Genomic DNA, 23,641 nt, shown 5'->3' on the forward strand with positions numbered 1-23,641 from the left:
ACGTTTATTGCTTGAAGTCGGCCGGCTTGAGCGCACCGATCAGCGCGTCGCTGTAGGGCAGCAGCTTGCCGTCCTTCCAGCGGATCCAGACCAGGTCCTTGGCCGTCAGGGCTTCGTGGTTGGTCTTGCTGAAGGGCTTCTCGTAGGTCTTGAGCACGCCCTGCACCGGCGTCTTCAGGTCTTCGAGCGCGGCACGCACGGCGGCGCCGTCGGTGCTGTTGGCCTGCTTCATGGCCTGGGCCAGCAGCAGCACCGAGTCGTAGCCGTGCAGCGCGAACGAGAACGAGCCCGGTGCCTTCAGCTTGCTGCCGATGCGGTCGAACAGCTTCTGCTGCACGGGCGTGCGCGTCTCGCTCACGGTGCGCATGAAGATCGGCTTCTCGGCCAGCGCCTTGCCGGCCGCGTCGTAGAAGGTGATGTTGTCGGCCGCCCACGAGGTGAGCGTCAGCGGGAAGTAGTTGATCTTCTCCATGCTGCGCACCAGCTGCGCGATGGGCGTGCCCTGCGCCCACACCACCACGGTGTCGACGTTGGCGGCCTTCATCTTGGAGAGCTGCGAGGTCATGTCGGTGTCGCCGACGCCGAAGCGCTCGGTGGCCGCGATCTTGATGTCCTGCAGCTTGGCGATTTCTTCCATGTCCTTCAGGCCGCCCTGGCCGTAGCCGGTGGTCTCGGCCATGAGACCCACGACCTTGGAGCCGGCCGTGTTGCGCTTCACGTAGGCCATGAGCGCGGCGACCTGTTCGCGGTCGACCATCGAGACGCGGAACATGTAGTTGTCGGCGCCGGCGCTCATGGGCTTGGTGATGTCGGTGCCCGAGCCCACGTTGCCCAGCACGGGGATCTTCTTCTGGTTGGCGATGTGCTTCCAGGCCATGGCGTTGCCCGAGTTGGTCGGGCCAAACACGGCGACGACCTTCTCGTTGTCGACCAGGTCGCTCATGTTCTGGATCGACTTCGGCGGCGCCGAGACGTCGTCGCGCGTGACCAGCGTGAACTTCCGTCCGAGCGCGCCGCCGGCGGCGTTCAGGTCGGCAATGGCCGCTTCCATGCCCAGCACCGCGGCCTGGCCGCTCTGCGCCGAAGGCGACGCCGAGAGGTCGCCGTTGTAGCCGAGCTTGATGTCTTGCGCGTAGGCGCCTGCCGAGAACGCAGCGAAGGCGGCGGTCGCGAGCAGGGTCTTGTACAGACGGATCGTTTTCATTCTTTGTCTCCTAAGGGTTGACGGACGGGGAACGGGAAATCGAAAAGGAAGAGGCGTGGCTCAGACGGCGAGGAAGCCGCCGTCCACCGGCAACGTGATGCCGGTGACGTAGCGCGACATGTCGCTGGCCAGGAAGATCACCGGGCCCACCAGGTCTTCGGTCTGGCCGACGCGGCCCAGCGGGATGCGCGTCATGAACGACTCGAGGCGCTGCGGGTTCTCGCGCGTGGCGGCGGTCATGGGCGTCTCGATCACGCCGGGTGCGAGTGCGTTCACGCGCACGCCGGCCGGTGCGAGCTCCTGCGCCAGCGACTGCGTGAGCATCTTGATGGCGCCCTTCGAGGGCGAGTAGCCCAGGCTCGCGGCCTGCCCCGCGTAGGCGGCGATGGAGGCGATGTTGATGATCGAGCCCTTCGTCTGCTTGAGCACGGGGATGAAGGCCAGCGTGGTGTTGAAGGTGCCGTGCACGTTCACGTCGATGGTCTTCTTCCAGTTGGCCGCGGCGTTCGGGCTGCTGGTGGTCTCGCGGATGATGATGCCGGCGTTGTTCACCAGCAGGTCGACGTTGCCGACCTCTTGCGCCACGCGCGCGGCCAGCGCCTGGCAGGCCTCGGGCGCGGTGACGTCGAGCACGAACGACCAAGCCTCGCCGCCTTCGGCGCGCACCAGTTGCGCGGTCTCGGCCACGGTGGCTTCGTTCATGTCGGTGACGACGACGCGCGCGCCCGCCTGGGCCAGGCCGAGCGCGAGCGCGCGGCCGTTGCCCTGGCCGGCGCCGGTGATCAGCGCGAGGCGGCCTTCGAGCAGGCGCGGTGCGACGTGAGGAGGAAAGGGCATGGTCGGCTCCTTGGGTTGACTATCGGAACGGGGATCAGGCGCCGCGCGGCACGGCCACGGCTTCGCGCTGTTCGACGTGCAGGGGCACGGCCACTTCGGCCTGCGCGACCTGCAGGCCCGCGACATAGCCGAAGGTGAGCGCCGGGCCGAGCGTGATGCCCGCGCCGGGGTAGTTGCCGCCCATCACGCTGGCCGCGTCGTTGCCGACGGCGTACAGGCCCTTGATCGGCTGGCGGTCGGCGTCGAGCACGCGGGTCTTCTCGTCGGTGACGAGGCCGGCGAAGGTGCCGATGTCGCCGATGACCAGCTTGATCGCGTAGTACGGGCCGTTTTCCAGCGGTGCGACGCAGGGGTTGGGCGTGACGTTGGCGTCGCCCTGGTAGCGGTTGTAGGCCTTGCTGCCCTTGCCGAAGGCGGGATCGTCGCCGGTGCGCGCGCCCTGGTTGAACTCCTGCACGGTGGCTTCGAGCGCGGCGGGGGCGATGCCGATTTCTTTCGCCAGTTCGCCGATGCTCGCGCCGCGCTTGAGGTAGCCGGTCTTCAGGTGGCGGCCGATGGGCAGCGGCGCAGGCGCGACGCAGCCCAGGCCGTAGTCGCGCAGCGCCTTGTGGTCGCACAGCAGCCAGGCCGTGACCTCGGGCTCGCCCTCGCAGGCCTTGACCATCGCCTGTACGAAGTCGTGGTACGAGTTGCCTTCGTTGGCGAAGCGCTTGCCCTTGGGCGTGACCGCGATCACGCCGGGCTTGGCGCGGTCGATGAAGTGCGGCATGACGCCCTTGCTGCCGTCGGGGCGCGTGGTGACCGAGGCCGGCACCCAGGCCGCGGCATGCGGGATGGTGCCGTCGACGCGGCCGCCCACGGCCTCGGCCAGGCGCAGGCCGTCGCCGGTGTTCGTGGAAGGCGACGGCGAGTAGTGCTCCTTGCCGGTCGGTGCGTGCGGAAACAGTTGCTTGCGGCGCTCCACGTCGTAAGGGAAGCCGCCGCAGGCCAGCACCACGCCACGTTTGGCGGTGATGCGCACCGTCTTGCCTTCGTGCTGCACCACGGCGCCCGAGACGCCGTCGTACTCGACCACGAGCTTCTTCACGGGCGACGAAAGCCACACGGGAATGTCCAGGTCCATCGCGGCCTTGGCCAGGCGGCCGGCCAGCGCATTGCCGTTGGTCAGCGTCATGCCGCGGCCGTGGCGCACCACGTCCAGGAAGTGCCGGGTCAGGCGCTTGGTCACGTACCAGAACGAGGTCGGCGACTTGAAGGCCCGCATGAAGTGTTTGATCTCGGGGCCCGAGCCCAACATCATCCCGAACACCGTGAGTTCGGGCAGCGGCGGCGCCAGGTGCTTGATGCGCGCACCGAGCTCGCGGCCGTCGAACGGGCGCGTGACCATCGAACGGCCGCCGGGCTGGCCGCCAGGCGCTTCGGCGTGGTAGTCGGGGAAGACGGCTGGCATGTCGAACTGCACGCAGGTGTTGCGCGTGAAGAAGTCGATGGCCTTGGGGCCCATGTCGAGGAAGGCGCCCACGCGCGCGGCATCGAAGTGCGTCGTGGTCTCGTGCTTCATGTAGTCGAGCGCCGCGCCGGGCGGCTCATGGATGCCCTGCTCCGTGGCCAGGCGCGTGCCCGGAATCCACAGCCAGCCGCCCGAGCGCGCGGTGGTGCCACCGAAGCGCGGCTCCTTCTCGACCACCAGCACCTTCAAACCCTGCGACGCCGCCGTGACGGCGGTGGCCATGCCCGATGCGCCGCTGCCGACGACGAGGACATCGCATTCCCACGTGTTCTGTTCCATCTCTGCCTCTGTTCGCTCTCGTGTTGTGTGTACGACTTAAGTTGCGGCGGAGTGTAGGCAGCGATGTTGATATGGTCAAGTCGTTTAGTTACTATCAGATGATCAGTCATCGTCGATTGAACACGACAATATCAGTAGAAACCCTGATGGCTATACTCGCTCCCACTCTCAACCCCCACGCCGGGCGCCCCATGGAAAAGCCAAGACGTGGCATTCAATCCGTCGAAATCGGAACGCAATTGCTGGTCGCGCTTGGCCGGCACGTGGCGCCCATGGCGCTGCGCGATCTCGGCAAGGCCGCGGGCGTGCCGGTCGGCAAGGCGCACCCCTACCTGGTGAGTTTTCTGAAGGTCGGCTTCGTGGTGCAGGACGGCACCGGCCGCTACGAGTTGGGCCCGCTGGCCCTGCAACTGGGCCTGGCCAAGCTGCAGCGGCTCGACCCGATCAAGGAAGCGTCGCCCCTCATCGAAGCGCTCGCGTCGGAGACCGAACAGAGCATCGCGGTCGCGGTCTGGGGCAACTTCGGGCCGACCGTGGTGCGGCTGGAAGAACCGATCCACCCGCTGCACGTGAACCTGCGCACCGGCACCGTGATGTCGCTGGCCTACACGGCCACGGGCCGGCTGTTCGCGGCCTACCTGCCGCCGAAGGTGGTGGAAAAGATGATGCTCGAAGACCTGGCGCGCACGCGCCCGGCCGACGGGCGCGGTGCCAGCGAAGAGCTGTCGAAGTCGCAGATCGAGGCGCTCCTGGTCGAGACGCGGTTGCACGGCATCTCGCGCACGCTGGGCCAGCCGATTCCGGGCATCGACGCCTTCTGCGCGCCGGTGTTCGACTCGACCAACAACCTGGTGTTGGGCATCACGGCCATGGGCCCCGAGGCCACCTTCGACAGCGACTGGAACGGCCGCGTGGCCGTGCCGCTGAAGGCCTGCGCACTCGAAATCTCGCGCCGCCTGGGCTTCGTGCCCACCGACGAAGCGGGCTGAACCGTCGGCCCGTGCCGTGTAGGCAGGCGCTCACGCGCTTGGTTTGCCTTATCCCGCACGCGCGGGCCGCAGACGCGGCCACCGTAGAGGCCTACCTACCTCACGGAGACCGGTCATGAAAAGCATCATCCTTTGGCTCTGCGGCGTCCCGCTGATCGTGATCATCGGGCTGAAGGTGTTCGGCATTCTCTGACCGGCCACGCGCCACGACGAACGATCCCGCTTCCTCCTCACGGCGCTTCTTGCGTCGTTACAGCGCCCCTCCCGGGGCGCTTTTTTTGCGGATCGATCCGGTCAGTGCCGCTCAGTGGGTATTGCGCCGCAGCTGCTGCACGTCTTCATGCAGCGAATGCGCCCAGCTGCGGCGTTCGCGGCTGTACGAAGGCTGCGGCTCGCCGAAGCGCACGATGGCCAAGAGCGGCGGCGCGCGCAGCGTGTTCCACACCGAGGCCAGCAGGCTGTCGTCGTCGATGTAGCGCGGCGCCTGGCTGGTCTCGCCGGTGGCGGCGTCGGCAAAGCGCAGCGCGGCCGGGATCACCGGCGCGCCCGAGGAAATCGCGGCCTGCAGCAGGTTGGCATGGAACGGCAGCAGCCCGCGCCCGTCGCTCGTGGTGCCTTCGGGGAACACGCCGATCAGGTCGCCGCCGCGCAGCGCCTCGGTCATGTGGTGCACCACGCGCATGGCGTCGCGCCGGCGTTCGCGCTCGATGTAGAGCGTGCCCGAGCCTGTGGACAGCGTGCCGATCACCGGCCACTGCTTGACGTCCGACTTCGACACGAAGCGCACATGGCGCGCCGCATGGATGGCGGTGATGTCGAGCCACGACAGGTGGTTGCAGATGAGCAGCGCCGGCCCGTGCGCGGGCGGCTCGCCCTGCACGCGCAGCGTGACGCCCATGATCTGCAGCATGCGCGCCGACCAGGCCTGCACGCGCGCGTTGCGCTCGTCCTGCGGCAGGCGGGGGAAGGTGAAGCGGATCGTCCACCAGCCCGACAGCGCATGCGAGGCCGCATGCAGCAGGCGCCAGCCGGCCTTCAACGAGTGCAGCATCTGGACGCGGGCCCTCTTCTTCTTTTTGACGGCGTGCCGTGTGGCGGGCGGCTGTCGCTCAGCCGTGCACGACGCGACCGGCCACCAGCGTGTGGCGCGCGCGCCCCTGCATCGGGTAGCTGGAGAACGGCGTGTGCTTGCCCTGGCTGCGCAGCGCCTCGGGCACCACCTGCCATTCGAGCGACGGATCGGCGATGCACAGGTCGGCCACGCCGCCCTCGGCGATGCGGCCGATGCCGCTGGCCGCGTCGGCCGCGTTCAGCAGGCGCGCCGGCGCCGAGGTGACCACCTCGATGGCACGCGCCAGGCCCGCGCCGCTGCGCTCGCCCCACTGCAGCGCGAGCGGCAGCAGCAGTTCGAGGCCGGTGGCGCCGGGTTCGGCTTCGGCAAAAGGCAGGGTCTTGGCGTCGGCCTCGACCGGCGTGTGGTCGGACACCAGCGCGTCGATGGTGCCGTCGGCCAGCGCGGCCGAGAGCGCGTCGCGGTCGCCCTGCTGGCGCAGCGGCGGGTTCAGGCGCGCGCGGCTGTCGAAGAAGCCGATGTCGGTGTCGGCCAGGTGCAGCGAGTTGATGCTGACGTCGCAGGTGATCGGCAGGCCCTGCGCCTTGGCCTCGCGCACCAGCGCCACGCCGCGGGCGCTGGAGATGCGGCACAGGTGCACGCGTGCGCCGGTGCTCTTCATGAGCTCGATGATGGTGAAGATGGCGATCGTCTCGGCCGCCACCGGCACGCCGCCCAGGCCCAGCCGCGTGGCGAGCGCGCCGCTGGCGGCCACGCCCTTGCCCAGGTCGCGGTCCTGCGGGCGCAGCCACACGGTGTAGCCGAAGGTGCTGGCGTACGACAACGCGCGCTGCAGCACCTGCGTGTCGGCCAGCGGCACGTCGGCCTGACCGAAGCCGATGCAGCCGGCCTCGGTGAGCTCGGCCATCTCGGTGAGCACGCCGCCGGCCAGGTTGCGCGTGAGCGCGCCGAGCGGGAACAGGCGCGCGCACTGCAGTTTTTCGGCGCGGAACTTGAGCATCTCGACCAGGCCGGGCTCGTCGAGCACGGGGTCGGTGTCGGGCGGGCACACGAGGCTGGTCACGCCGCCCGCGATGGCCGCGGCCATTTCGCTTTCGAGCATGCCTTCGTGCTCGTAGCCCGGTTCGCGCAGGCGCGCGGCAAGGTCGACGAGGCCGGGGGTGACGATGCAGCCCGTGGCGTCGAGGGTGCGCTCGGGCTTGAAGCCGGCCGGTGCGCGTCCGATGCCGGCGATCTTGCCGTCGGCGATGGCGATGTCGGTGGGCTTGTCGGTGCCCGAGGCGGGGTCGATGACTCGGCCGTTGGTGATGAGGATGTTCATGCTTCGTTCCCTGCCACGATGCTCATCACGGCCATGCGGACCGCGATGCCGAAGGTGACCTGCGGAAGGATCACGCTCTGCTTGCCGTCGACCACGGCGGAGTCGATCTCCACGCCGCGGTTGATCGGGCCCGGGTGCATCACGATGGCGTCGGGCTTGGCCAGCTGCAGCTTTTCCTGCGTGAGGCCGAAGGTCTTGAAGAACTCCTGCGACGAGGGCAGCAGCGCGCCGCTCATGCGCTCGTTCTGCAGGCGCAGCATGATGACGACGTCGCAGTCCTTGATGCCTTCTTCGAGCGTGTGGCACACGCGCACGCCCATGCCGGCCATGTCGGCGGGCACCAGCGTCTTCGGGCCGACCACGCGCACTTCGGCGCAGCCGAGCGTGGTGAGCGCATGAATGTCGGAGCGCGCCACGCGCGAATGCAGCACGTCGCCGACGATCGCGACCGTGAGGTTCGAGAAGTCTTTCTTGTAGTGGCGGATCGTGTACATGTCGAGCAGCCCCTGCGTCGGGTGCGCGTGGCGGCCGTCGCCGGCGTTCACCACGTGCACGTGCGGTGCGACGTGCTGCGCGATCAGGTAGGGAGCGCCCGACTCGCTGTGGCGCACCACGAACAGGTCGGCGGCCATGGCGCTCAGGTTGGCGATGGTGTCCAGCAGCGACTCGCCCTTGGTGGCCGAGGAGCGCGCGATGTCCAGGTTGATGACGTCGGCGCTCAGGCGCTTGGCCGCGATCTCGAAGGTGGTGCGCGTACGCGTGCTGTTCTCGAAGAACAGGTTGAACACACTCTTGCCGCGCAACAGCGGCACCTTCTTCACCTCGCGGTCGCTCACGCTCGTGAAGTTGGCTGCGGTGTCGAGGATGTGCGTGACGATGTCCTTGGGCAGGCCCTCGATCGACAGCAGGTGGATCAGCTCGCCATTCTTGTTGAGCTGCGGGTTTCGCTTGTAGAGCATTACTTGTTGTCCTCCACCTTTAGGCTGAAGGCGCCGTCGTCGGCGCGCGCGAGGGCTAGCAATTGGGTGTCGGGCAGCTTGAGCGTCGTTGCCGCGAAGTCGGCGGCCACGGGCAGTTCGCGACCACCGCGGTCGACCAGCACGGCCAGGCGCACGCAGGCGGGACGCCCGAAGTCGAACAACTCGTTGAGCACCGCGCGAATCGTGCGGCCCGTGTAGAGCACGTCGTCGAGCAGCAGCACGTCGGCACCGTTCACGTCGAAGGGCAGCGCGGTCTGCGCGCTGGCCGAGAGGCCGCGGCGCGCGAAGTCGTCGCGGTGCATGGCCGACGAGATGATGCCGGGGGCGCCGGCCAGGCCCAGGTCTTTTTGCAGGCGCTCGACCAGCCAGGCGCCGCCGGAGGTGATGCCCACCAGTTTCGTCTCGGGGCGCATCAGCGCCTTCACGCCGGACAGCAGCGTCGTGTAGAGCGCTTCGGCATCGGGGATTGAACTCACGGGAGACTCCTCAAAAACTGTTCCAGGATGATGCAGGCCGACGCCGCGTCGGCATCGCGGGCGCCGGAGGCCAGCGCCTCGGTGGTGCTGTAGCGCTCGTCCACCTCGAACACCTGGAGATTGAAACGGCCGCGCAGCTGGCGCGCGAACTTCTGTGCGCGGCGGGTGTTCTCGTGCGGGGCGCCGTCGGGGTGGTAGGGCACGCCGACCACCAGGGCGTCGGGCTGCCATTCCTTGATGCGCGCCTCGACCTGCGCAAAGCGGGCGTCGGCGCCCTCGGCCTTGATGGTGGCTTGCGGGGTCGCCGTGCGCAGCAGCCGGTTGCCGCTGGCCACGCCGGTGCGCTTGGCGCCGAAGTCGAAGGCCAGGAAGCTCTGGAAATGCGCGGGAACGGGAGCGGGAACGGAAGCAGGGGCGGATGCGGGCGCGTCGGACATGACGTCGCTCATGCGTGGCCCGCGTCGGGAGACAAGGTCCAGGCCTCGAGCCCCAGCAGCATCAACGCCTTGTCGTAGCGCTTTTCCACCGGCGTATCGAAGATCACCGCCGGGTCGGCCAGCACGGTGAGCCAGCTGTTCTCGGCCAGTTCGGACTCCAGCTGGCCCTCGCCCCAGGCCGAATAGCCCAGCGAGACCAGCACCTTGCGCGGGCCGGCGCCGGTGGCCAGGGCCTCCAGCACGTCCTTGGAGGTGGTCATTTCGAGCCCGCCGGGGATGGTCATGGTCGAGGCGTAGACCGATTCCTCGGGCTTCTCGGCCTGGGTGAACACCGGCTCGTGCAGCACGAAGCCGCGCTCGGTCTGTACCGGGCCGCCCTGGAAAACGGGGGCCTCGCCCAGCTCGGGGCGGGCCAGGTGCAGCTCGATCTTCTCGAACAGCACCTTGAGGTTGATGTCGCTGGGTTTGTTGATCACCAGCCCGAGCGCGCCGCGCTCGCTGTGTTCGCAGAGGTAAACGACGCTGCGGTTGAAAGTTTTGTCTTCCATCCCCGGCATCGCGATCAGAAAGTGATGCGTCAGGTTCATCGGGGCAGAATCGGCAGCCATATGCCCCCGATTTTACTGGCCGTCGACAAGACCTATCCCAAAGGGCTCATGTGGTTTCGCCGGGACCTGCGGGTGGACGACAACGCGGCGCTTTACCGGGCCTTGCGGGCCTGCCGGCAGGTGGTCTGCGTTTTCGTGTTCGACCGGGCGATCCTGGACGCCCTGCCCCGCGCGGACCGGCGGGTCGAATTCATCCGCGAATCGCTGGTGGAGCTCGAAACCGAGCTGCGCGGCCTGGGCAGCGGACTCATCGTGCGGCACGCGGTGGCCGCCGAAGAGATTCCGGCGCTGGCCCACACGCTCGACGTGCAGGCGGTGTTCGCCAACCGCGACGACGAACCCGACGCCCTGGCACGCGACGCCCGCGTGCTCGGCGCGCTGGCCAACACGGGCATCAGCTTCCACACCTTCAAGGACAGCACCGTCTTCGATCGCGACGAGGTCATGACCAAGGCCGGCCTGCCTTACACGGTATTCACGCCGTACAAGCGGGCCTGGCTGACGAAGGTGGATTCGTTCTTTTTGAAGTCGTACCCCGTGCGCAGCCACGCCGACGCGCTCGCCCCACCGCCCCCGGCCCTGAACGGGCCGGTGCCCACGCTGGGCGAGATCGGTTTTGAAAGCACCAACCTCCAGACGCTGGAGATCCCCACCGGCACGCGCGGCGCGGGCGCGCTGTTCGAAGACTTTTTCGAGCGCATCGACCGCTACGACGAGGCGCGCAACTTCCCGGCCGTGCGCGGCCCGAGCTACATGGGCGTGCACCTGCGCTTCGGCACGGTGTCGATCCGCCAGCTGGCCAGCGTGGCGCACCAGCTGGCGCTGCAGGGCAACACCGGGGCCGCGACCTGGCTCAGCGAGCTGGTCTGGCGCGACTTCTACTTCCAGATCCTGGCGCACTTTCCGCACGTGCACGCGAACGGCGAGTCGAAGAGCTTCCGCCCCGAGTACGACAAGATCGCCTGGCACCACGGCAAGCACGCCGACCAGCTGTTCGACGCCTGGTGCGAGGGCCGCACCGGCTACCCGCTGGTCGACGCCGCGATGCTGCAGATCCGCCAGAGCGGCTACATGCACAACCGGCTGCGCATGGTGGTGGCGAGCTTCCTGTGCAAGGACCTGGGGCTGGACTGGCGACGCGGCGAGCGTTACTTTGCGCTGCACCTGAACGACTTCGAGCTGGCCTCGAACAACGGCGGCTGGCAGTGGGCCAGTTCGACCGGCTGCGACGCCCAGCCCTACTTCCGCATCTTCAACCCGGTGACGCAGAGCGAACGCTTCGACCCCGAGGGCAAGTTCATCCGCCGCTACCTGCCGCAGCTCGCGGGCCTGTCGAACGTGGCGATCCATGCGCCCTGGCTGGCCTCGCCGGTCGAGCTGGAGGCAGCGGGCGTCAGGCTGGGCGAGAACTACCCGAAGCCGGTGGTGGACCACGCCGAGGCGCGGGAGAAGACGATGCAGCGCTATGCGGCGGCACGCGCCAAGGCCCTGCAAAAGCCCTAACCCAAGAGAAAAGAGCCCCGAAGGGCCCTTTTTCCTTTGCGCGCCGATTGCCGGCGCTGCCGAAGCCGATCAGGCCACCGCCAACGCGGCCGGCTCGCTCGTGTACGCACGCACCAGGCGCAGCAGCTCCTCTTCCGAGTACGGCTTGCCCAGGTAGTGGTTCACGCCCAGGTCGCGGGCGTACTCGCGGTGCTTCTCGGCGATGCGCGAGGTGATCATGATGATCGGCAGCTCGGCCAGGGCCACGTCGGCGCGGATGTTGCGGGCCAGGTCGAAGCCGTCCATGCGCGGCATCTCGATGTCCGACAGCACCACGGCCGGGCGCTCCTGCTGCAAGCGCTCGAGCGCCTGCAGGCCGTCGGCCGCGAGCGACACGCGATAGCCTTCGCGCTGCAGCAGGCGCTGCGTGACGCGGCGCACGGTGATGGAGTCGTCCACCACCAGCACGAGCGGGATCTGCGGCACCACCGGGGCAAAGGCGGCCGGCGTCTGCGGCGCGCCGGTGTCCACCGAAGCGGCATGCGTCGGCGCGGCCAGCGCGGCGGTCTGGCGCGCACGCGCCTGGTCGCCGTGCACCGCGGCCAGCGCCACCGGGTTGTAGATGAGCGCCACCGCGCCCGAAGCCAGCACCGAGATGCCGGCCAGGCCGGGCAGCCGCGCGAGCTGCGGGCCGAGGTTCTTCACCACGACTTCCTGGTTGCCCAACACTTCGTCCACGTGCAGGGCCACGCGCTGCGCCGCGCTTCGCACGATCACCAGCGTGTTGTTCTTGGTGGCGGCGTGCTCGCTGCGGATGGAGTGCTGCAGCAGCGCGCCGGCCCAGTAGAACGGCACCTGCTCGCTGCCGAAGGCAAAGCTGTGATTCAGGTAGGCGGCTTCGAGGTCGGCACCGCTCACGCGCTGCACCAGTTCCACGAGGTTCGACGGCACGCCGATCGACACCTCGCCCGCACGCAGCATCACCACGTGCGTCACGGCGGTGGTCAGCGGCAGCACCAGCTTGAAGGTGGCGCCCTGGCCCGGCGTGCTGTGCGTTTCGATGCGGCCGCCGAGCGCGGCGATCTGCGCGCGCACCACGTCCATGCCGATCCCGCGGCCGGCCAGTTCGGACACCTGTCCGGCGGTGGAGAAGCCGGGCTTGAAGATCAGCTCGGTGGCTTCTTCGGGCGACAGGTCCTGGTCGGGGCCGAGCAGGCCGAGGGCGCGGGCGCGTTCGGCGATGCGCTTCTGGTCGAGGCCGGCGCCGTCGTCGCGGAAGCTCACCGACACGTCGTTGCCTTCGTGGTGCAGGTCGATGACGATGAGGCCGCTGGCGTCCTTGCCGGCCTTCTCGCGCGCCACCACATCCTCGATGCCGTGCGCCACGCAGTTGCGCAGCAGGTGTTCGAAGGCGGGCGTCATGCGGTCGAGCACGCCGCGGTCCATTTCGATGGAGCCACCGACGATGTCCAGGCGCACCTGCTTGCCGGTGTCCTTCGAGGCCTGGCGCACCACGCGGTACAGGCGGTCGGAGATGCCTTCGAACTCCACCATGCGCGTGCGCAGCAGGCCGCGCTGCAGTTCGCGCGTCTGGCGTGCCTGCACGCTCAGGTCGTCTTCCGTGGCCTGCACGGTCTTTTGCAGCGTGCGCTGCACGGTGGCCACGTCGTTCACCGACTCGGCCATCATGCGCGTGAGTTCCTGCACGCGGGTGAAGCGGTCGAACTCGAGCGGGTCGAAGCTCTGCTGCGAGTCCTTGGCCTGTGCCAGGCGCGACTGCATCTGGCTTTCGGCCTGCACCTCGATGTCGCGCAGCTGCTGGCGCAGGCGGTCGAGGTTGCCCGTGAGGTCGGCGAGCGAGCCGCGCAGCTGGCCGAGCTCGGCCTCCAGGCGCGAGCGCGTGATGATGACCTCGCCGGTCTGCGCGACCAGGCGGTCGAGCAGCTGGGTGCGGATGCGCACGGCCTGGCCCGACGCTGCACGCAGCGGCGCGAGCAGGGCCGGCGCGGGGCGCGGCAGCAGGGACGACGGAGCGTCAACGGCGGATTCGGCGGAAGCCGCTTCGGCCTGGTCGTCGTTCGCCGACTCGCGCACCTCGGGCGCCGCCTGCACGCGCTGGATGGCGGGTGCGGTCGGGCTGGCGGTGGCGATCAGCTGGGCCACTTCGACCTGGGCGGCGTCGTCAGCCGCGCGCAGGGCGTCGAAGGTGTGTTGCAGCGTGTCCAGGCGCGTGAGCAGCTTCTCGATGTCGGCCCGCTCGGCCCCCTGGGAACCCAGGAGTTCGATCTCGGACTCCATGCGGTGCGCGCGCTCGCCCAGGCGCATGGCGCCAGCCAGCCGGGCACTGCCCTTGAGCGTGTGCAGCGTGCGCAGCACCGAGGCGCGCGGCGCGGCGTCGTCGGGGTGGTGCGACCACTGGCGCAGCGCCTCGCCCAATTGCGGCATCAGTTCGGCAGCCTCTTCCTCGAAGATCGGGAACAGGTCGACGTCGACCGCATCGGCCAGGTCGATGGCGTCTTCGTTGTCGTCCAGTACCACGTCGGCAAAGGCGTCGTTGGCGACGACCTGCTTGGGCAGCAGCGTCTCGAAACGGGCCGCGGCGATCTCGGGCGGCATCGGTGCAGCGGCGATCTCGCGCAGCGCCTGCAGCGTGGCTTCGGACGGGTCGCGCAGGAAGCCGACGGCGAACTGGTGCAGCAGGCGACGCAGCTCATCGGCCGCGGCGACCAGCACGACGCCCTGCTCGCGCGTGCCGCTGCCCTGCATCTGCAGATGCTGCAGCGCCGATTCGAGCAGGCGGGCCATGCCCGAGAGGCTGTGGAAGCCGACGGTGGCCGAGCTGCCGGCCAGCGAGTGGGCCAGCGCAATGGTCGAGTCGGGCAGGCGCTCGTGGGTTTCGAGCGCCCATTCGCCGACATCGGTCGCCAGCTGGCGGGACCATTCGTCGGCTTCGTTGAGGTAGACGTTGTACAGCGCGATGCCGATGCGCAGCGGGCCGATCACCTTGACCTGGTCTTCGGCGCTCGGGGCGATGGAAGACTCGGGTTCAGGAGTGGCCTCGGCCAGCACGGGCTCAGGCTCCGACACGGGTTCCGGTTCGGCCACGACGGCGGCTGGCAGCTCTTCGACGACAACGGGGGCCTCGGGGGCGACTTCGATGGCCGCCGACACAGGTTCCGGCTCCGGCTGCAGTTCAACCGGCACTTCCAATGCGGGCAGTTCTTCGGCGGCCTCGATGACTTCGACAGGTGCCACCGTCTCGGCGACAGGCTCCGCAGCCGCCAGCGGCAGCGGCAGCGGCTCCGGCGCCCATTCGAGATCGGGCAGGCCCGACGCGGTCGGCACCGTCGCTTCGATTTCCGGGGCGGGCTCGGGTTCGACGTGCGACACGGCGGGCTCGGCCGGTGCATGCGTCTTCGGGGGTGCGAGGAAATCGAAATCGTCGCCGCTGGGCAGCGCTTCGAGCGGTGCGGGCGCGGTGCTCTGCTTGCCTTCGAAGTCGAGGAAGTCGGTGGAAGCGAAATCGTCGTCGGGCTCGGGTGTGACAGGCTTGGTCGGTGCGTGTGGCGCTTCTTGCGCCTGCTGCCAATCGGAGAAGTCCAACGTGGCGTCAGGGGCTGCGACATCTTGCGGCGTCAGCGACAGGTCGGGGAGCTCAGGCAGCTCCGGCAGTGCGAGCGGCGCCGGCTCCGCGGCGATGTGGCGCGCGGCCACCGCGAGCGCTTCGGCGTCGGCCACGCGCACCGGCGCGGGCACGGGCTCGCCGGCCAGCAGCGCGTTGGCCACGCGGCTGAACGGTGCCGAGTGCCAGGTGCCCGCATCGCCGGCAGCGATGGCTTCGACCCACTGGCTGAAATCGCGCAGCATGCGCTCGGTGCTCGACAGCAGCTCGGGCGTGGCATCGCGCTGGTCGGCCAGCCAGGTGTTGAGCACCTGCTCGAGCGACCAGGCGGCGTCGCCGAAGTCGGTGAGGCCGACCATGCGCGAGCTGCCCTTGAGCGTGTGGAACGCGCGGCGCAGGATGGTGAGTTCTTCGGTGTCGCCGGGACGGTTGCCGAGCGCGGCGATGGCGGCCAGGCCGTTGCCCACCACTTCGCGGGCTTCGTCCAGGAAGATGTTCTGCAGGTCGTCTTCTTCGAGCTCGGTGACCTCGGTGTCGGGCAGCGCCGACGGGCCCGTGATCTTGGTGGTCCAGCTCTCGGCCTTGCGGCTGAACTCCTCCAGCGGCGACGGCTTGGTCTTGCGGTTGGGCGTGGCCAAGGCGGCAAGCTTGGAAGCGATCTGCGCGTCGACCTCCTCGATGCTGAGCACGGGCTCGGCGGCCGGCGCGGCAGCGCCTTCGGCCGGGGCCGCGGCATCGATGGCCTGGCGGCCCATCAGCGGCTTGAGTTCGCCGGCCTCGGCGTCGAACACGAACAGGCGCTTGGCCAGTGCGGGCTGGTAGCCCAGCATGTCGATGAGGAAACCGAGCGCGCCCAGGTTGTTGCCGAGCGCGTCGAAGGTGGCCATTTCCTCGACGGGCGAGCGGTTGACCTGCAGCATCTGCTCGACGTCGTCGCGCATGCGTTGCACGGTGTGCGCGGCCTGCTCGAGCCCCAGCACCGAGAACACGCCGCGCATCTGCATGAGCTGGGTGGGCACGGTGCGCAGCAGCGGCTTTTCGGCCGGGCGGCGGAAATACTGGTCGAGCGACTTCTCGAGTTCGCTCAGGTGGCTGCGCAGCTCGTCGACCACGGTGCCCATGGTCTGGCGGTCGCTGACGCGGCGGTACAGGTCCTCCATCCACGGCTCGAGCGGCTCGGAACGGCCGCCGTCGCGCACGCGCTCGATGCGGCCGGCCAGCTGCAGCGTGCGGGCCGTGAGCTGCGGGTCGCTGGGATCGAGGTCTTCGAGCGCGGCTTCGAGGTACAGCACCGAGGTGGCGACTTCCATCGCCAGTTCGGTGTCGGGCGGCTGGCCGGAACGCACCGAGGCGTCCACGGCGTGCGTCAGCGCCTGCACCATCGGCTGGCTCGGCGGGTGCAGCTTCAGCAGCGATTCGCCGAGCTGCGCGAACGTGTCGGCCACTTGGCGCGTGCGCGTGATGTCGCCGCCCGAGAGCGCCGACCACATTTCCTTGGCGGTCTCGATGCGCTTGCGCGCCTGCGAGAGCACCAGCGGGTCGAAGCGGCCGAACTGCACCACGGTGTAGTCGACGCGCGGTTCTTGCGTCACGCCCCAGGCGCTGCGCACGGTGCGCAGCGTGGCGGCGTCGTCCTGCGCGCCGGGCACGGCCTGGGCGCAGAAGAAGAGCAGGTCCTGGCCGAGACGGTCGGACACCACGCTGTCGCCGCGCGCCAGCGTGGCGTACTGCAGCAACACGCGCGAGGCGGCGCGCTTGACGTAGGTGTCGGCGGGAATCAGGCCCAGTGCGAGGGCTTCGAAGAAGCCCGCGGCCAGCGTCCAGAAGCTCGCCACGCGCGGCAGCAGCGCACCGCGCCCGAGCCCCAGGCACAGCGCATGCAGCCGTCGCGCGGCCTGCGCGTCGCCGCTCTTGACCAGTTGCAGCACCTCGCGGTCAAGCCGCGAACGCACGGCCGGGTCATAAGCGAGCGCCGCTTGCGTGAGGGCCGGCTTGACCTCGACCCAGCGCCATGCGGTGCTCCACAGGTCCGCCGGATGGACGCGCTCATTGCCGCCCAGCTCCAGCACGTCGCGGTACTGCGGAAACAGCGCCACCGACGACACGGCCTTGCCGGCCAGCAGTGCGCTGAGGAAATCGGTGACGGCGAAGCCGGCACGCTCAATCTTGTGCACGGCACTCTCGGTGCAGCGCTGCGGTTCGGCAATGAAGCCCTGCACCGCGAATTCGATGGTGCCGAGCACCAGCGCGGGCGAGCTGTGGCCGACCATCTGCAGCGCGCCGACGGCCTGGTGCAGTTGCTGGCGGGCCATCTGCAGCGGACCGCTCTCGGGCTCCGTGGCACTGCCCACGTCGCGCACGAAACGCCGCAGCGACTTGCCGACACCGTCGAGGGATTTCTGGATTTCTCCCAGCACCCAGGCCAACGGCCCGAGGTCTTCGGTGGCCGGCATGTTGCCGGCGAGGGGGGCCGTGGCAGGGGTTTGAATCGACACGTGGTTGCTCGCCGTTCTTATCTATCTGTTGTCACGCGATCTTGAAACGAGCGACGGAGCGACGCAGTTCTTCGGCCATCTGCGAGAGCTCGCGCACCTGCTGGGCCGTGGTCCGCGTGCCTTCTCCGGTCTGTTCCGTCACCGCAAAAATGTGCTGGATGTTGGCGGCCACCACGTTGGCCGAATCGGCCTCGCGGGAGGCGGACTGGGAAATCTGCTCGATGAGGTCAGCGAGTCGGCGCGACACGCGGTCGATCTCGGACAGCGCGGTACCCGCGTTGTCGGACAGCTTCGCTCCTTCGACCACACCCTGCGTGGAGCGCTCCATGGCGCCCACCGCATCCTGCGTGTCGGTCTGAATCGCCTTCACCAGCGCCGAGATCTGGCGCGTGGCGTCTGCGGAGCGTTCGGCCAGTCGCTGAACTTCTTCCGCCACCACCGAGAAGCCTCGGCCGGCTTCACCGGCGGATGCCGCTTGAATGGCGGCGTTCAGGGCCAGCACGTTGGTCTGTTCGGTAATGTCCGAGATCAGCTCGGTGATTTCGCCAATCTCTTGCGACGATTCGCCCAGGCGCTTGATCCGCTTGGAAGTTTCCTGGATCTGGTCGCGGATCGAGTTCATACCGCCGATGGCGTTCTGCACGGCCTGCAGGCCCGACGATGCGGCTTGCAGCGACTGGCGCGCCACCGTGGCGGACTCTTGCGCTTGCGAGGACACGCCGTTGATTCGCTCGGCCATGGTCAGCACCGACTGGCCGGTTTCGCGAATTTCGCGCAGCTGCTCGGTCGAGGCGGCGAGCAGTTCAGTCGAGGTGTTTTCCACCTGCGACGTCGTCTGCGCCACGCGGGTTGCCGTGTTCTGCACGTTGCCCACCAGCAAACGCAGTTCTTCCACCGTGTAGTTCACCGAGTCGGCGATGGCGCCGGTGATGTCCTCGGTCACGGTCGCTTCCTGCGTCAGGTCGCCTTCGGCCACTGTCTGCAGTTCGTTCATCAGCCGAAGAATGGCGGCCTGGTTGGCGTTGTTCACGCGGCCGGCTTCTTCAGACGCCTGCTCGGCAGCCAGACGCTCGCGTTCGGCGACGGCGGCACGTTCGCGGCCTTCGCGCACCTGCACGAAACCGATGGCGCCGGCCAGAGCCAGGGCGGCCAGCGACAGCACGAAGAGCAGCACGATGGTGCCGGCGCCCAGGCCGGTACGGGCCGAGAGCTTCTCTTGCAGTTCGCCCAGCGACTTACGCAGCGGCTCGCTGTCGGTCAGGATGGACGCCTGCGCTTCGCGCGCGGCCACCAGACCTTGCAGGTTGCCCAGAATGGCGGAAGCCTGCGTGCGCATCTGCTCGTAGGTCTTCAGAATGGCTTCGAGCTGCTGGCGCGTTTGCGGGTCTTTCGAGCCGGGGAAGCGCTGCTGCGCGTTGCCGTCGAGCAGGCCGCGGGTGGTTTCCTGGAAGGTGTTCAGGTCCTTGCCCAGCAGGAACACGGCGTCGGGGTTCACGCCTTCGACCGTGAAGAACTCGTTGGTCGACTTGCCAATGCGCTGCGTCAGCATCACGAGCTGGCCGGCGGCCGAGATCTCAGGCAGCGTGGCGTTCTGCTGCATCTTCAGCGACGCGACGGTTTCCGTCATTTCGAGCAGCGTGGACGACTGCTGGTTGATGTCGCGCAAGGCGGCGCCCACCTGCGTCAGGATCTGGCGCTGGGCCAGCACGGCCTTGGCGCTCGCGTCGGCGCGGGTGACGAGAGGATTGATCTTGTTCATCTCCTCGTCGTACTGGCTGCCGACGGCTTCCAGGCGCAAGGCGTCGTCGCCGTTGGTCAGGCCCTGCACGCGGCGCGAGAGGTCGTCGGCGCTGTCCTTCACTTCGACGAACGCCGAGGCGCTGCCGACGAGGGCCTGCGAGATCGACTTGGCCAGGCGCTGCGACTGCATCAGCGACTGGCCGGTGGCCGCCACCTGCTGCGCCAGGCGTTCCGCGCGAAGGATGGCGGAGCCGGCCACCAGCAACAGCGCCAGCACCACGATGGCCAGCATGATGGCCAGCACGCGCTGCTGCTTGGCGGGGTTGGCGCCCATGCCGCCCGCGGCGGGGGCCAGCGGCACCGCTTCGAGCGTGGCCGCGTTGGCGGCCTCGACGGACGCCGGATCGCCCAGCGCGTCGATGCCGCCGAAGCCGGTGTCGGCTGTGGCGGCGGATGCCCCCTCGCCCTTCTTGGCGAGGCGGATCGTTTTTTCGTCCGGAACCTGAACCGTGTCGACATCGTCGAGCGATATCGAACCGGAGCCGTCGACGCGGGCCTTGTCGTTCCCGTTGGTCGCGGGGAGTAATTTCTTGAACTTGTCGGCGATCGAACTCACGGTCGGTCCTTCAGGTGGTTGCCAGTGCCATGTGCCGAAGCACTACGCACCAATACTCAAAAACTGGGGTTGCTGCGAAAGCGCCTGCAGGTTGACTTCCTGCCAGCGCTCTCCTGCTGCGTCGGTGTACAGATGCCCGTGCCAGGCCGGGGCCTCTGCGCCCGGAGCGTCGGCGGCCGTGAAGGCCTCCGCACCCCGCAACCCCGCCAGTCGATCGACCAGCAAAGCGCAGTTGACTTCGAGCAGCTCGTTGAATGCCACGAGCCGCGATTGGATGCGTGCCGCCTCGGTGGCGGCGGGGGCGCCCGGCGCACCGGACGCAAACGCCGACAGCTGCACGACGCCGTACAGGCCGCCGCGCAGGTTGGCGACGCCGAGGAACCAGGGCTCCGTGTAGGGCACGGGCTGGGGCGGCGTCCAGGGAAAGATTTCGCCGGCGTGCGCCAGCGGAAAGAGGTACTTGCCCTCACCCGCCTCGACCGCCAGCCAGCTCGCGGCCACGCCCGTGGTGCGCGCGGCCTGGAGGCGGCTCGCAAGCCGGGACTGGAAGGCGCGCAGCGCGTCGCGATTCGCCATGGAGTGCGCAGGTTCCCGCTCAGGCGAGCGCGCTGATCTTGGACATCAGATCGGCCGCGTTGACCGGCTTCACGATGTAGTCGCGTGCGCCCTGGCGCATGCCCCAGACACGATCGGTTTCCTGGTTCTTGCTGGTGCACAGGATGATCGGAATGGCGGCGTACTTCGGGTCACGGGCGATGGCGCGCGTGAGCTGGAAACCGTTCTGGCCGGGCATGACCACGTCCATGAGGATCAGGTCGGGGTGGTCTTCCTCGAGGCGGCGCATCGCGTCGTCGGCGTTTTCGGCCGTCTTCACGGAGAAACCGTTCTTCTGGAGGAGGTCGGTCAGGAACACCAGTTCCGTCTTGGAGTCGTCGACGACGAGGATTTTTCGAATGGGCATTACTGCACTTCCTGTTGAACAATGCCAAACTGCTGCACGGCCTGCAGCAGCTGGTCTTTGGTGAATGGCTTGGTGAGATAGTCCTGGGACCCGACCATGCGGCCGCGGGCCTTGTCGAATACGCCATCTTTCGAAGACAGCATGACGACCGGGACATTGGAGAAATGCGCGTTGCGCTTGATGATGGCGCAGGTCTGATAGCCGTCGAGGCGAGGCATCAGGATGTCGCAGAAAATCAGGTGAGGCTTGTGGTCGTTAACCTTGGAGAGCGCGTCGAAGCCGTCTTCCGCGAGAAGAACCTCGTGCCCACCCTGCTTCAGAAAAATCTCGGCACTGCGCCGGATGGTGTTGCTGTCATCGATGACCAGCACCTTGTAACCAGATCCATTCGGGCCCATTGCAAACGCTCCTGCTCATGAGACTTGGATGCCCGCCGCGCCGAACATCGACGCAGATCGCGTAGCCCTATGCCATGCTTGTCAGATCTCAACCATTTCGAAGTCTTCCTTGCGCGCACCGCACTCAGGACAGGTCCAGTTCATCGGCACATCGGCCCAGGCCGTGCCTGCCGCGATGCCGTCTTCCGGTACACCAACCGCTTCGTCATAGATCCACCCACAAATCAGGCACATCCAAGTTTTCGTGTTCATCGGAGCTTAAAGTCCTTGTTCATTAAATGCAACGAGTGTATCTATGCGTATCTCACTGGCAGACCGTAAACGTCGCGCCTATGCCACCATCCAGGGGATTTCGCTAGGCGTATGACCATCTACTTACATCCAGACGAGAACGCCCGTAACCCGGGCAATCTTAACGACCCCTCGCAGGACGACGAGGCGCTGAGCGAACGCGACCTGAATCCCCCCTGCGTGCTGGTGTTCAATGCCAGCGATCCGAGCGGCGCGGGCGGCCTGGGCGCCGACGCACTGGCCATGGGATCGGTGGGCGCTCACATCCTGCCAGTGGTGACGGGCGCCTACGCGCGCGACACGGCCGAGATCTTCGACCACTTCGCCTTCGAGGAAGAGGCCGTGGCCGAGCAGGCGCGCGCCATCCTGGAAGACGTCGAGGTCCAGCTGATCAAGGTGGGCTTTGCCGGCACGCCCGAGGCGCTGAGCACCATCGCCGAGACCGCCGCCGACTACCCGGACGTGCCCGTGGTGGCCTACATGCCCAACCTGTCGTGGTGGGACGAGAACCTGATCGAGGCCTATCTGGACGCTTTCCGCGACCTCGTGCTGCCCCAGACCACGGTGTTGGTTGGAAACCACAGCACCCTGTGGCGCTGGCTGCTGCCCGACTGGAGCGGCGAGCGCCCGCCCGGCGCGCGCGACATCGCCAAGGCCGCCGGCGAGTTCGGCGTGCCCTACACCCTGGTCACCGGCATGGTGCTGCCCGACCAGTTCATCGACAACGTGCTGGCCTCGCCGCAGTCGGTGCTGGCCAGCGAGAAGTACGAACGGCTCGAAGCCGTCTTCGCCGGTGCGGGCGACACGCTCTCGGCCGCGCTGGCGGCCCTGCTCGCCAGCGGCACCGACCTCGTCGCGGCCACGACCGAAGCGCTCGCTTACATGGACCGCTGCCTCGACGCGGGCTTCCGCCCCGGCATGGGCCACGTGCTGCCCGACCGCCTGTTCTGGGCCGAGCCCGAGGACGACGAAGACGATGACGACGCGCCCGACACCCCTCCCGATTTCGCTTTACCCCCGCACGACACGCGACACTGATGACTGACCAGAACGACCTTCTTTTCGAGCGCGCCCGCGCCGTGATCCCCGGCGGCGTGAACTCGCCCGTGCGCGCCTTCAAGGCCGTCGGCGGCACGCCCCGTTTCATCCAGCGCGCGCAAGGCGCCTATTTCTGGGACGCCAACGACAAGCGCTACATCGACTACATCGGCTCCTGGGGTCCGATGATCCTGGGCCACGGCCACCCCGCCGTGGTCGAGGCGGTGCAGAAGGCCGTGCTCGAAGGCTTCTCGTACGGCGCGCCGACCGAGCGCGAGATCGAGCTGGCCGAAGCCATCCTGGCCCTGGTGCCCTCGATGGAAATGGTGCGCCTCGTGAGCTCCGGCACCGAAGCCGCCATGAGCGCGCTGCGCCTGGCGCGCGGCGCCACCGGCCGCAAGACCATCCTCAAGTTCGAAGGCTGCTACCACGGCCATGCCGACGCGCTGCTGGTGAAGGCCGGCTCGGGCCTGGCCACCTTCGGCAACCCGACCTCGGCCGGCGTGCCGCCCGAGGTGGTGCAGCACACGCTGGTGCTCGAGTACAACAACCTGCAGCAGCTCGAAGAAGCCTTCGCGCTGCACGGCAAGGACATCGCCTGCCTGATGATCGAGGCGATCGCCGGCAACATGAACTTCGTGCGTGCCACGCCCGAATTCGCCAAGCGCTGTCGCGAGCTGTGCACGCAGCACGGCGCGCTGCTGATCTTCGACGAGGTGATGACGGGCTTCCGTGTCGGCCTGCACGGCGCGCAAGGCGTGCTGGGCATCACGCCCGACCTCACGGTGCTCGGCAAGGTGATCGGCGGCGGCATGCCGCTGGCGGCCTTCGGCGGCCCGCGCGCCATCATGGAGCAGCTCGCGCCGCTGGGCCCGGTCTACCAGGCCGGCACGCTGTCGGGCAACCCGGTGGCCACCGCCTGCGGCCTGGCCACGCTGAAGGAAATCTCGAAGCCCGGCTTCTACGAAGCGCTGGCCAAGAAGACCCGCACGCTGGTCGACGGCCTCAAGGCCGCCGCGGCCGCCGAGGGCCAGCCCTTCAACGCCGACAGCGAAGGCGGCATGTTCGGCTTCTTCCTGATGAACGATCTGCCACAGAACTACGCGACGGTGATGACCACCGACAACGCGCAGTTCAATGCGCTGTTCCACGGCCTGCTCGATCGCGGCGTGTACATCGCGCCGGCGCTCTATGAAGCAGGTTTCGTGAGCGCCGCGCACAGCGAGGACGACATCGCGGCCACCATCGCGGCGGCGCGCGACATCTTCAGTAAGCGCTGACGCGC

19 protein-coding genes are annotated in these 23,641 nt (G+C 68.2%); 4 read left to right on the top strand and 15 right to left on the bottom strand.

Annotated features, from left to right (window positions below; translation table 11 throughout):
- Positions 1–4: 4 nt before the first annotated feature.
- From AC07O4_RS21365 to AC07O4_RS21375, 3 genes are read right to left on the bottom strand one after another with little or no spacing between them, the layout of a single operon-like run.
- Positions 5–1,204 carry an ABC transporter substrate-binding protein gene (locus tag AC07O4_RS21365; RefSeq protein WP_062469728.1) on the bottom strand — a complete coding sequence of 400 codons (1,200 nt, stop codon included), beginning with the start codon at positions 1,202–1,204 and terminating at the stop codon, positions 5–7.
- 60 nt (positions 1,205–1,264) lie between these two features.
- Positions 1,265–2,041 carry an SDR family NAD(P)-dependent oxidoreductase gene (locus AC07O4_RS21370; protein WP_095746777.1) on the bottom strand — a complete coding sequence of 259 codons (777 nt, stop codon included), beginning with the start codon at positions 2,039–2,041 and terminating at the stop codon, positions 1,265–1,267.
- 34 nt (positions 2,042–2,075) lie between these two features.
- A complete protein-coding gene (locus tag AC07O4_RS21375; protein ID WP_095746778.1) occupies positions 2,076–3,830 on the bottom strand; it encodes an FAD-dependent oxidoreductase in 1,755 nt (584 codons plus the stop codon).
- Positions 3,831–4,021: 191 nt separating this feature from the next.
- Between AC07O4_RS21375 and AC07O4_RS21380 the strand changes: the two genes are divergently transcribed.
- Positions 4,022–4,819 (top strand): IclR family transcriptional regulator, encoded by a 798-nt coding sequence (locus AC07O4_RS21380; RefSeq protein WP_070062752.1) that lies wholly within the window; start codon positions 4,022–4,024, stop codon positions 4,817–4,819.
- 304 nt (positions 4,820–5,123) lie between these two features.
- Here the strand turns inward: AC07O4_RS21380 and AC07O4_RS21385 are convergent, their stop codons facing one another.
- Genes AC07O4_RS21385 through AC07O4_RS21410 form a run of 6 tightly spaced genes read right to left on the bottom strand, consistent with a single transcriptional unit; the run spans position 5,124 to position 9,713 of the window.
- The gene (locus tag AC07O4_RS21385; protein WP_095948045.1) at positions 5,124–5,870 is read right to left on the bottom strand and encodes a lysophospholipid acyltransferase family protein; all 747 of its coding nucleotides are present in this window, start codon (positions 5,868–5,870) and stop codon (positions 5,124–5,126) included.
- A 58-nt stretch (positions 5,871–5,928) separates the two neighbouring features.
- Entirely contained in the window at positions 5,929–7,212 is a 1,284-nt protein-coding gene (locus tag AC07O4_RS21390) for a dihydroorotase (RefSeq protein WP_307637999.1), read from the bottom strand.
- Entirely contained in the window at positions 7,209–8,171 is a 963-nt protein-coding gene (locus AC07O4_RS21395) for an aspartate carbamoyltransferase catalytic subunit (protein ID WP_056577783.1), read from the bottom strand. Before AC07O4_RS21395 ends, AC07O4_RS21390 begins: the two co-directional genes overlap by 4 nt.
- Positions 8,171–8,668 (bottom strand): bifunctional pyr operon transcriptional regulator/uracil phosphoribosyltransferase PyrR, encoded by a 498-nt coding sequence (gene pyrR, locus AC07O4_RS21400; protein WP_095948043.1) that lies wholly within the window; start codon positions 8,666–8,668, stop codon positions 8,171–8,173. Before pyrR ends, AC07O4_RS21395 begins: the two co-directional genes overlap by 1 nt.
- Positions 8,665–9,117: a Holliday junction resolvase RuvX gene (gene ruvX, locus AC07O4_RS21405; RefSeq protein ID WP_495305593.1), complete on the bottom strand. Its 453-nt coding sequence runs from the start codon at positions 9,115–9,117 to the stop codon at positions 8,665–8,667. The genes pyrR and ruvX overlap by 4 nt, the downstream gene beginning before the upstream one ends.
- Positions 9,114–9,713, bottom strand: coding sequence for a YqgE/AlgH family protein (locus AC07O4_RS21410; RefSeq protein ID WP_062479100.1), 600 nt, complete (start codon positions 9,711–9,713; stop codon positions 9,114–9,116). The genes ruvX and AC07O4_RS21410 overlap by 4 nt, the downstream gene beginning before the upstream one ends.
- On the opposite strand from AC07O4_RS21410, the gene AC07O4_RS21415 reads away from it, so the two are divergent.
- A complete protein-coding gene (locus tag AC07O4_RS21415; protein ID WP_495305594.1) occupies positions 9,714–11,216 on the top strand; it encodes a cryptochrome/photolyase family protein in 1,503 nt (500 codons plus the stop codon).
- 69 nt (positions 11,217–11,285) lie between these two features.
- On the opposite strand, the gene AC07O4_RS21420 is transcribed toward AC07O4_RS21415, so the two are convergent.
- From AC07O4_RS21420 to AC07O4_RS21445, 6 genes are all read right to left on the bottom strand, one after another.
- On the bottom strand, positions 11,286–17,312 hold the full coding sequence (locus AC07O4_RS21420; protein WP_495305595.1) for a hybrid sensor histidine kinase/response regulator: 6,027 nt from the start codon (positions 17,310–17,312) through the stop codon (positions 11,286–11,288).
- 31 nt (positions 17,313–17,343) lie between these two features.
- Positions 17,344–19,668: a methyl-accepting chemotaxis protein gene (locus AC07O4_RS21425; RefSeq protein ID WP_495305596.1), complete on the bottom strand. Its 2,325-nt coding sequence runs from the start codon at positions 19,666–19,668 to the stop codon at positions 17,344–17,346.
- 42 nt (positions 19,669–19,710) lie between these two features.
- Positions 19,711–20,244 carry a chemotaxis protein CheW gene (locus AC07O4_RS21430; RefSeq protein ID WP_062479111.1) on the bottom strand — a complete coding sequence of 178 codons (534 nt, stop codon included), beginning with the start codon at positions 20,242–20,244 and terminating at the stop codon, positions 19,711–19,713.
- A 19-nt stretch (positions 20,245–20,263) separates the two neighbouring features.
- The gene (locus AC07O4_RS21435; RefSeq protein WP_062479114.1) at positions 20,264–20,629 is read right to left on the bottom strand and encodes a response regulator; all 366 of its coding nucleotides are present in this window, start codon (positions 20,627–20,629) and stop codon (positions 20,264–20,266) included.
- Positions 20,629–21,027, bottom strand: a complete 399-nt coding sequence (locus AC07O4_RS21440) for a response regulator (protein WP_021012487.1) — start codon at positions 21,025–21,027, stop codon at positions 20,629–20,631. The genes AC07O4_RS21435 and AC07O4_RS21440 overlap by 1 nt, the downstream gene beginning before the upstream one ends.
- 81 nt (positions 21,028–21,108) lie before the next feature.
- Positions 21,109–21,279 carry a rubredoxin gene (locus AC07O4_RS21445; protein ID WP_007838397.1) on the bottom strand — a complete coding sequence of 57 codons (171 nt, stop codon included), beginning with the start codon at positions 21,277–21,279 and terminating at the stop codon, positions 21,109–21,111.
- Positions 21,280–21,390: 111 nt separating this feature from the next.
- On the opposite strand from AC07O4_RS21445, the gene thiD reads away from it, so the two are divergent.
- Both thiD and hemL read left to right on the top strand, forming a co-directional pair.
- Positions 21,391–22,356: a bifunctional hydroxymethylpyrimidine kinase/phosphomethylpyrimidine kinase gene (gene thiD, locus AC07O4_RS21450; RefSeq protein ID WP_390348600.1), complete on the top strand. Its 966-nt coding sequence runs from the start codon at positions 21,391–21,393 to the stop codon at positions 22,354–22,356.
- Positions 22,356–23,636: a glutamate-1-semialdehyde 2,1-aminomutase gene (gene hemL / locus AC07O4_RS21455; RefSeq protein WP_495305597.1), complete on the top strand. Its 1,281-nt coding sequence runs from the start codon at positions 22,356–22,358 to the stop codon at positions 23,634–23,636. Before thiD ends, hemL begins: the two co-directional genes overlap by 1 nt.
- Positions 23,637–23,641 lie beyond the last annotated feature (5 nt).

It is taken from the genome of Variovorax sp. GW821-FHT09D04, from assembly GCF_059416405.1.

Bases quoted from the DNA above. Each gene is read 5' to 3' on its own strand.
- AC07O4_RS21410 (WP_062479100.1), bottom strand. From the start codon at position 9,713: ATGGCTGCCGATTCTGCCCCGATGAACCTGACGCATCACTTTCTGATC.
- AC07O4_RS21430 (WP_062479111.1), bottom strand. From the start codon at position 20,244: ATGGCGAATCGCGACGCGCTGCGCGCCTTCCAGTCCCGGCTTGCGAGC.
- AC07O4_RS21390 (WP_307637999.1), bottom strand. From the start codon at position 7,212: ATGAACATCCTCATCACCAACGGCCGAGTCATCGACCCCGCCTCGGGC.
- thiD (WP_390348600.1), top strand. From the start codon at position 21,391: ATGACCATCTACTTACATCCAGACGAGAACGCCCGTAACCCGGGCAAT.
- AC07O4_RS21375 (WP_095746778.1), bottom strand. From the start codon at position 3,830: ATGGAACAGAACACGTGGGAATGCGATGTCCTCGTCGTCGGCAGCGGC.
- AC07O4_RS21445 (WP_007838397.1), bottom strand. From the start codon at position 21,279: ATGAACACGAAAACTTGGATGTGCCTGATTTGTGGGTGGATCTATGAC.
- AC07O4_RS21365 (WP_062469728.1), bottom strand. From the start codon at position 1,204: ATGAAAACGATCCGTCTGTACAAGACCCTGCTCGCGACCGCCGCCTTC.
- AC07O4_RS21385 (WP_095948045.1), bottom strand. From the start codon at position 5,870: ATGCTGCACTCGTTGAAGGCCGGCTGGCGCCTGCTGCATGCGGCCTCG.
- AC07O4_RS21435 (WP_062479114.1), bottom strand. From the start codon at position 20,629: ATGCCCATTCGAAAAATCCTCGTCGTCGACGACTCCAAGACGGAACTG.
- AC07O4_RS21380 (WP_070062752.1), top strand. From the start codon at position 4,022: ATGGAAAAGCCAAGACGTGGCATTCAATCCGTCGAAATCGGAACGCAA.
- ruvX (WP_495305593.1), bottom strand. From the start codon at position 9,117: ATGAGCGACGTCATGTCCGACGCGCCCGCATCCGCCCCTGCTTCCGTT.
- hemL (WP_495305597.1), top strand. From the start codon at position 22,356: ATGACTGACCAGAACGACCTTCTTTTCGAGCGCGCCCGCGCCGTGATC.
- AC07O4_RS21440 (WP_021012487.1), bottom strand. From the start codon at position 21,027: ATGGGCCCGAATGGATCTGGTTACAAGGTGCTGGTCATCGATGACAGC.
- AC07O4_RS21415 (WP_495305594.1), top strand. From the start codon at position 9,714: ATGCCCCCGATTTTACTGGCCGTCGACAAGACCTATCCCAAAGGGCTC.
- AC07O4_RS21370 (WP_095746777.1), bottom strand. From the start codon at position 2,041: ATGCCCTTTCCTCCTCACGTCGCACCGCGCCTGCTCGAAGGCCGCCTC.
- AC07O4_RS21395 (WP_056577783.1), bottom strand. From the start codon at position 8,171: ATGCTCTACAAGCGAAACCCGCAGCTCAACAAGAATGGCGAGCTGATC.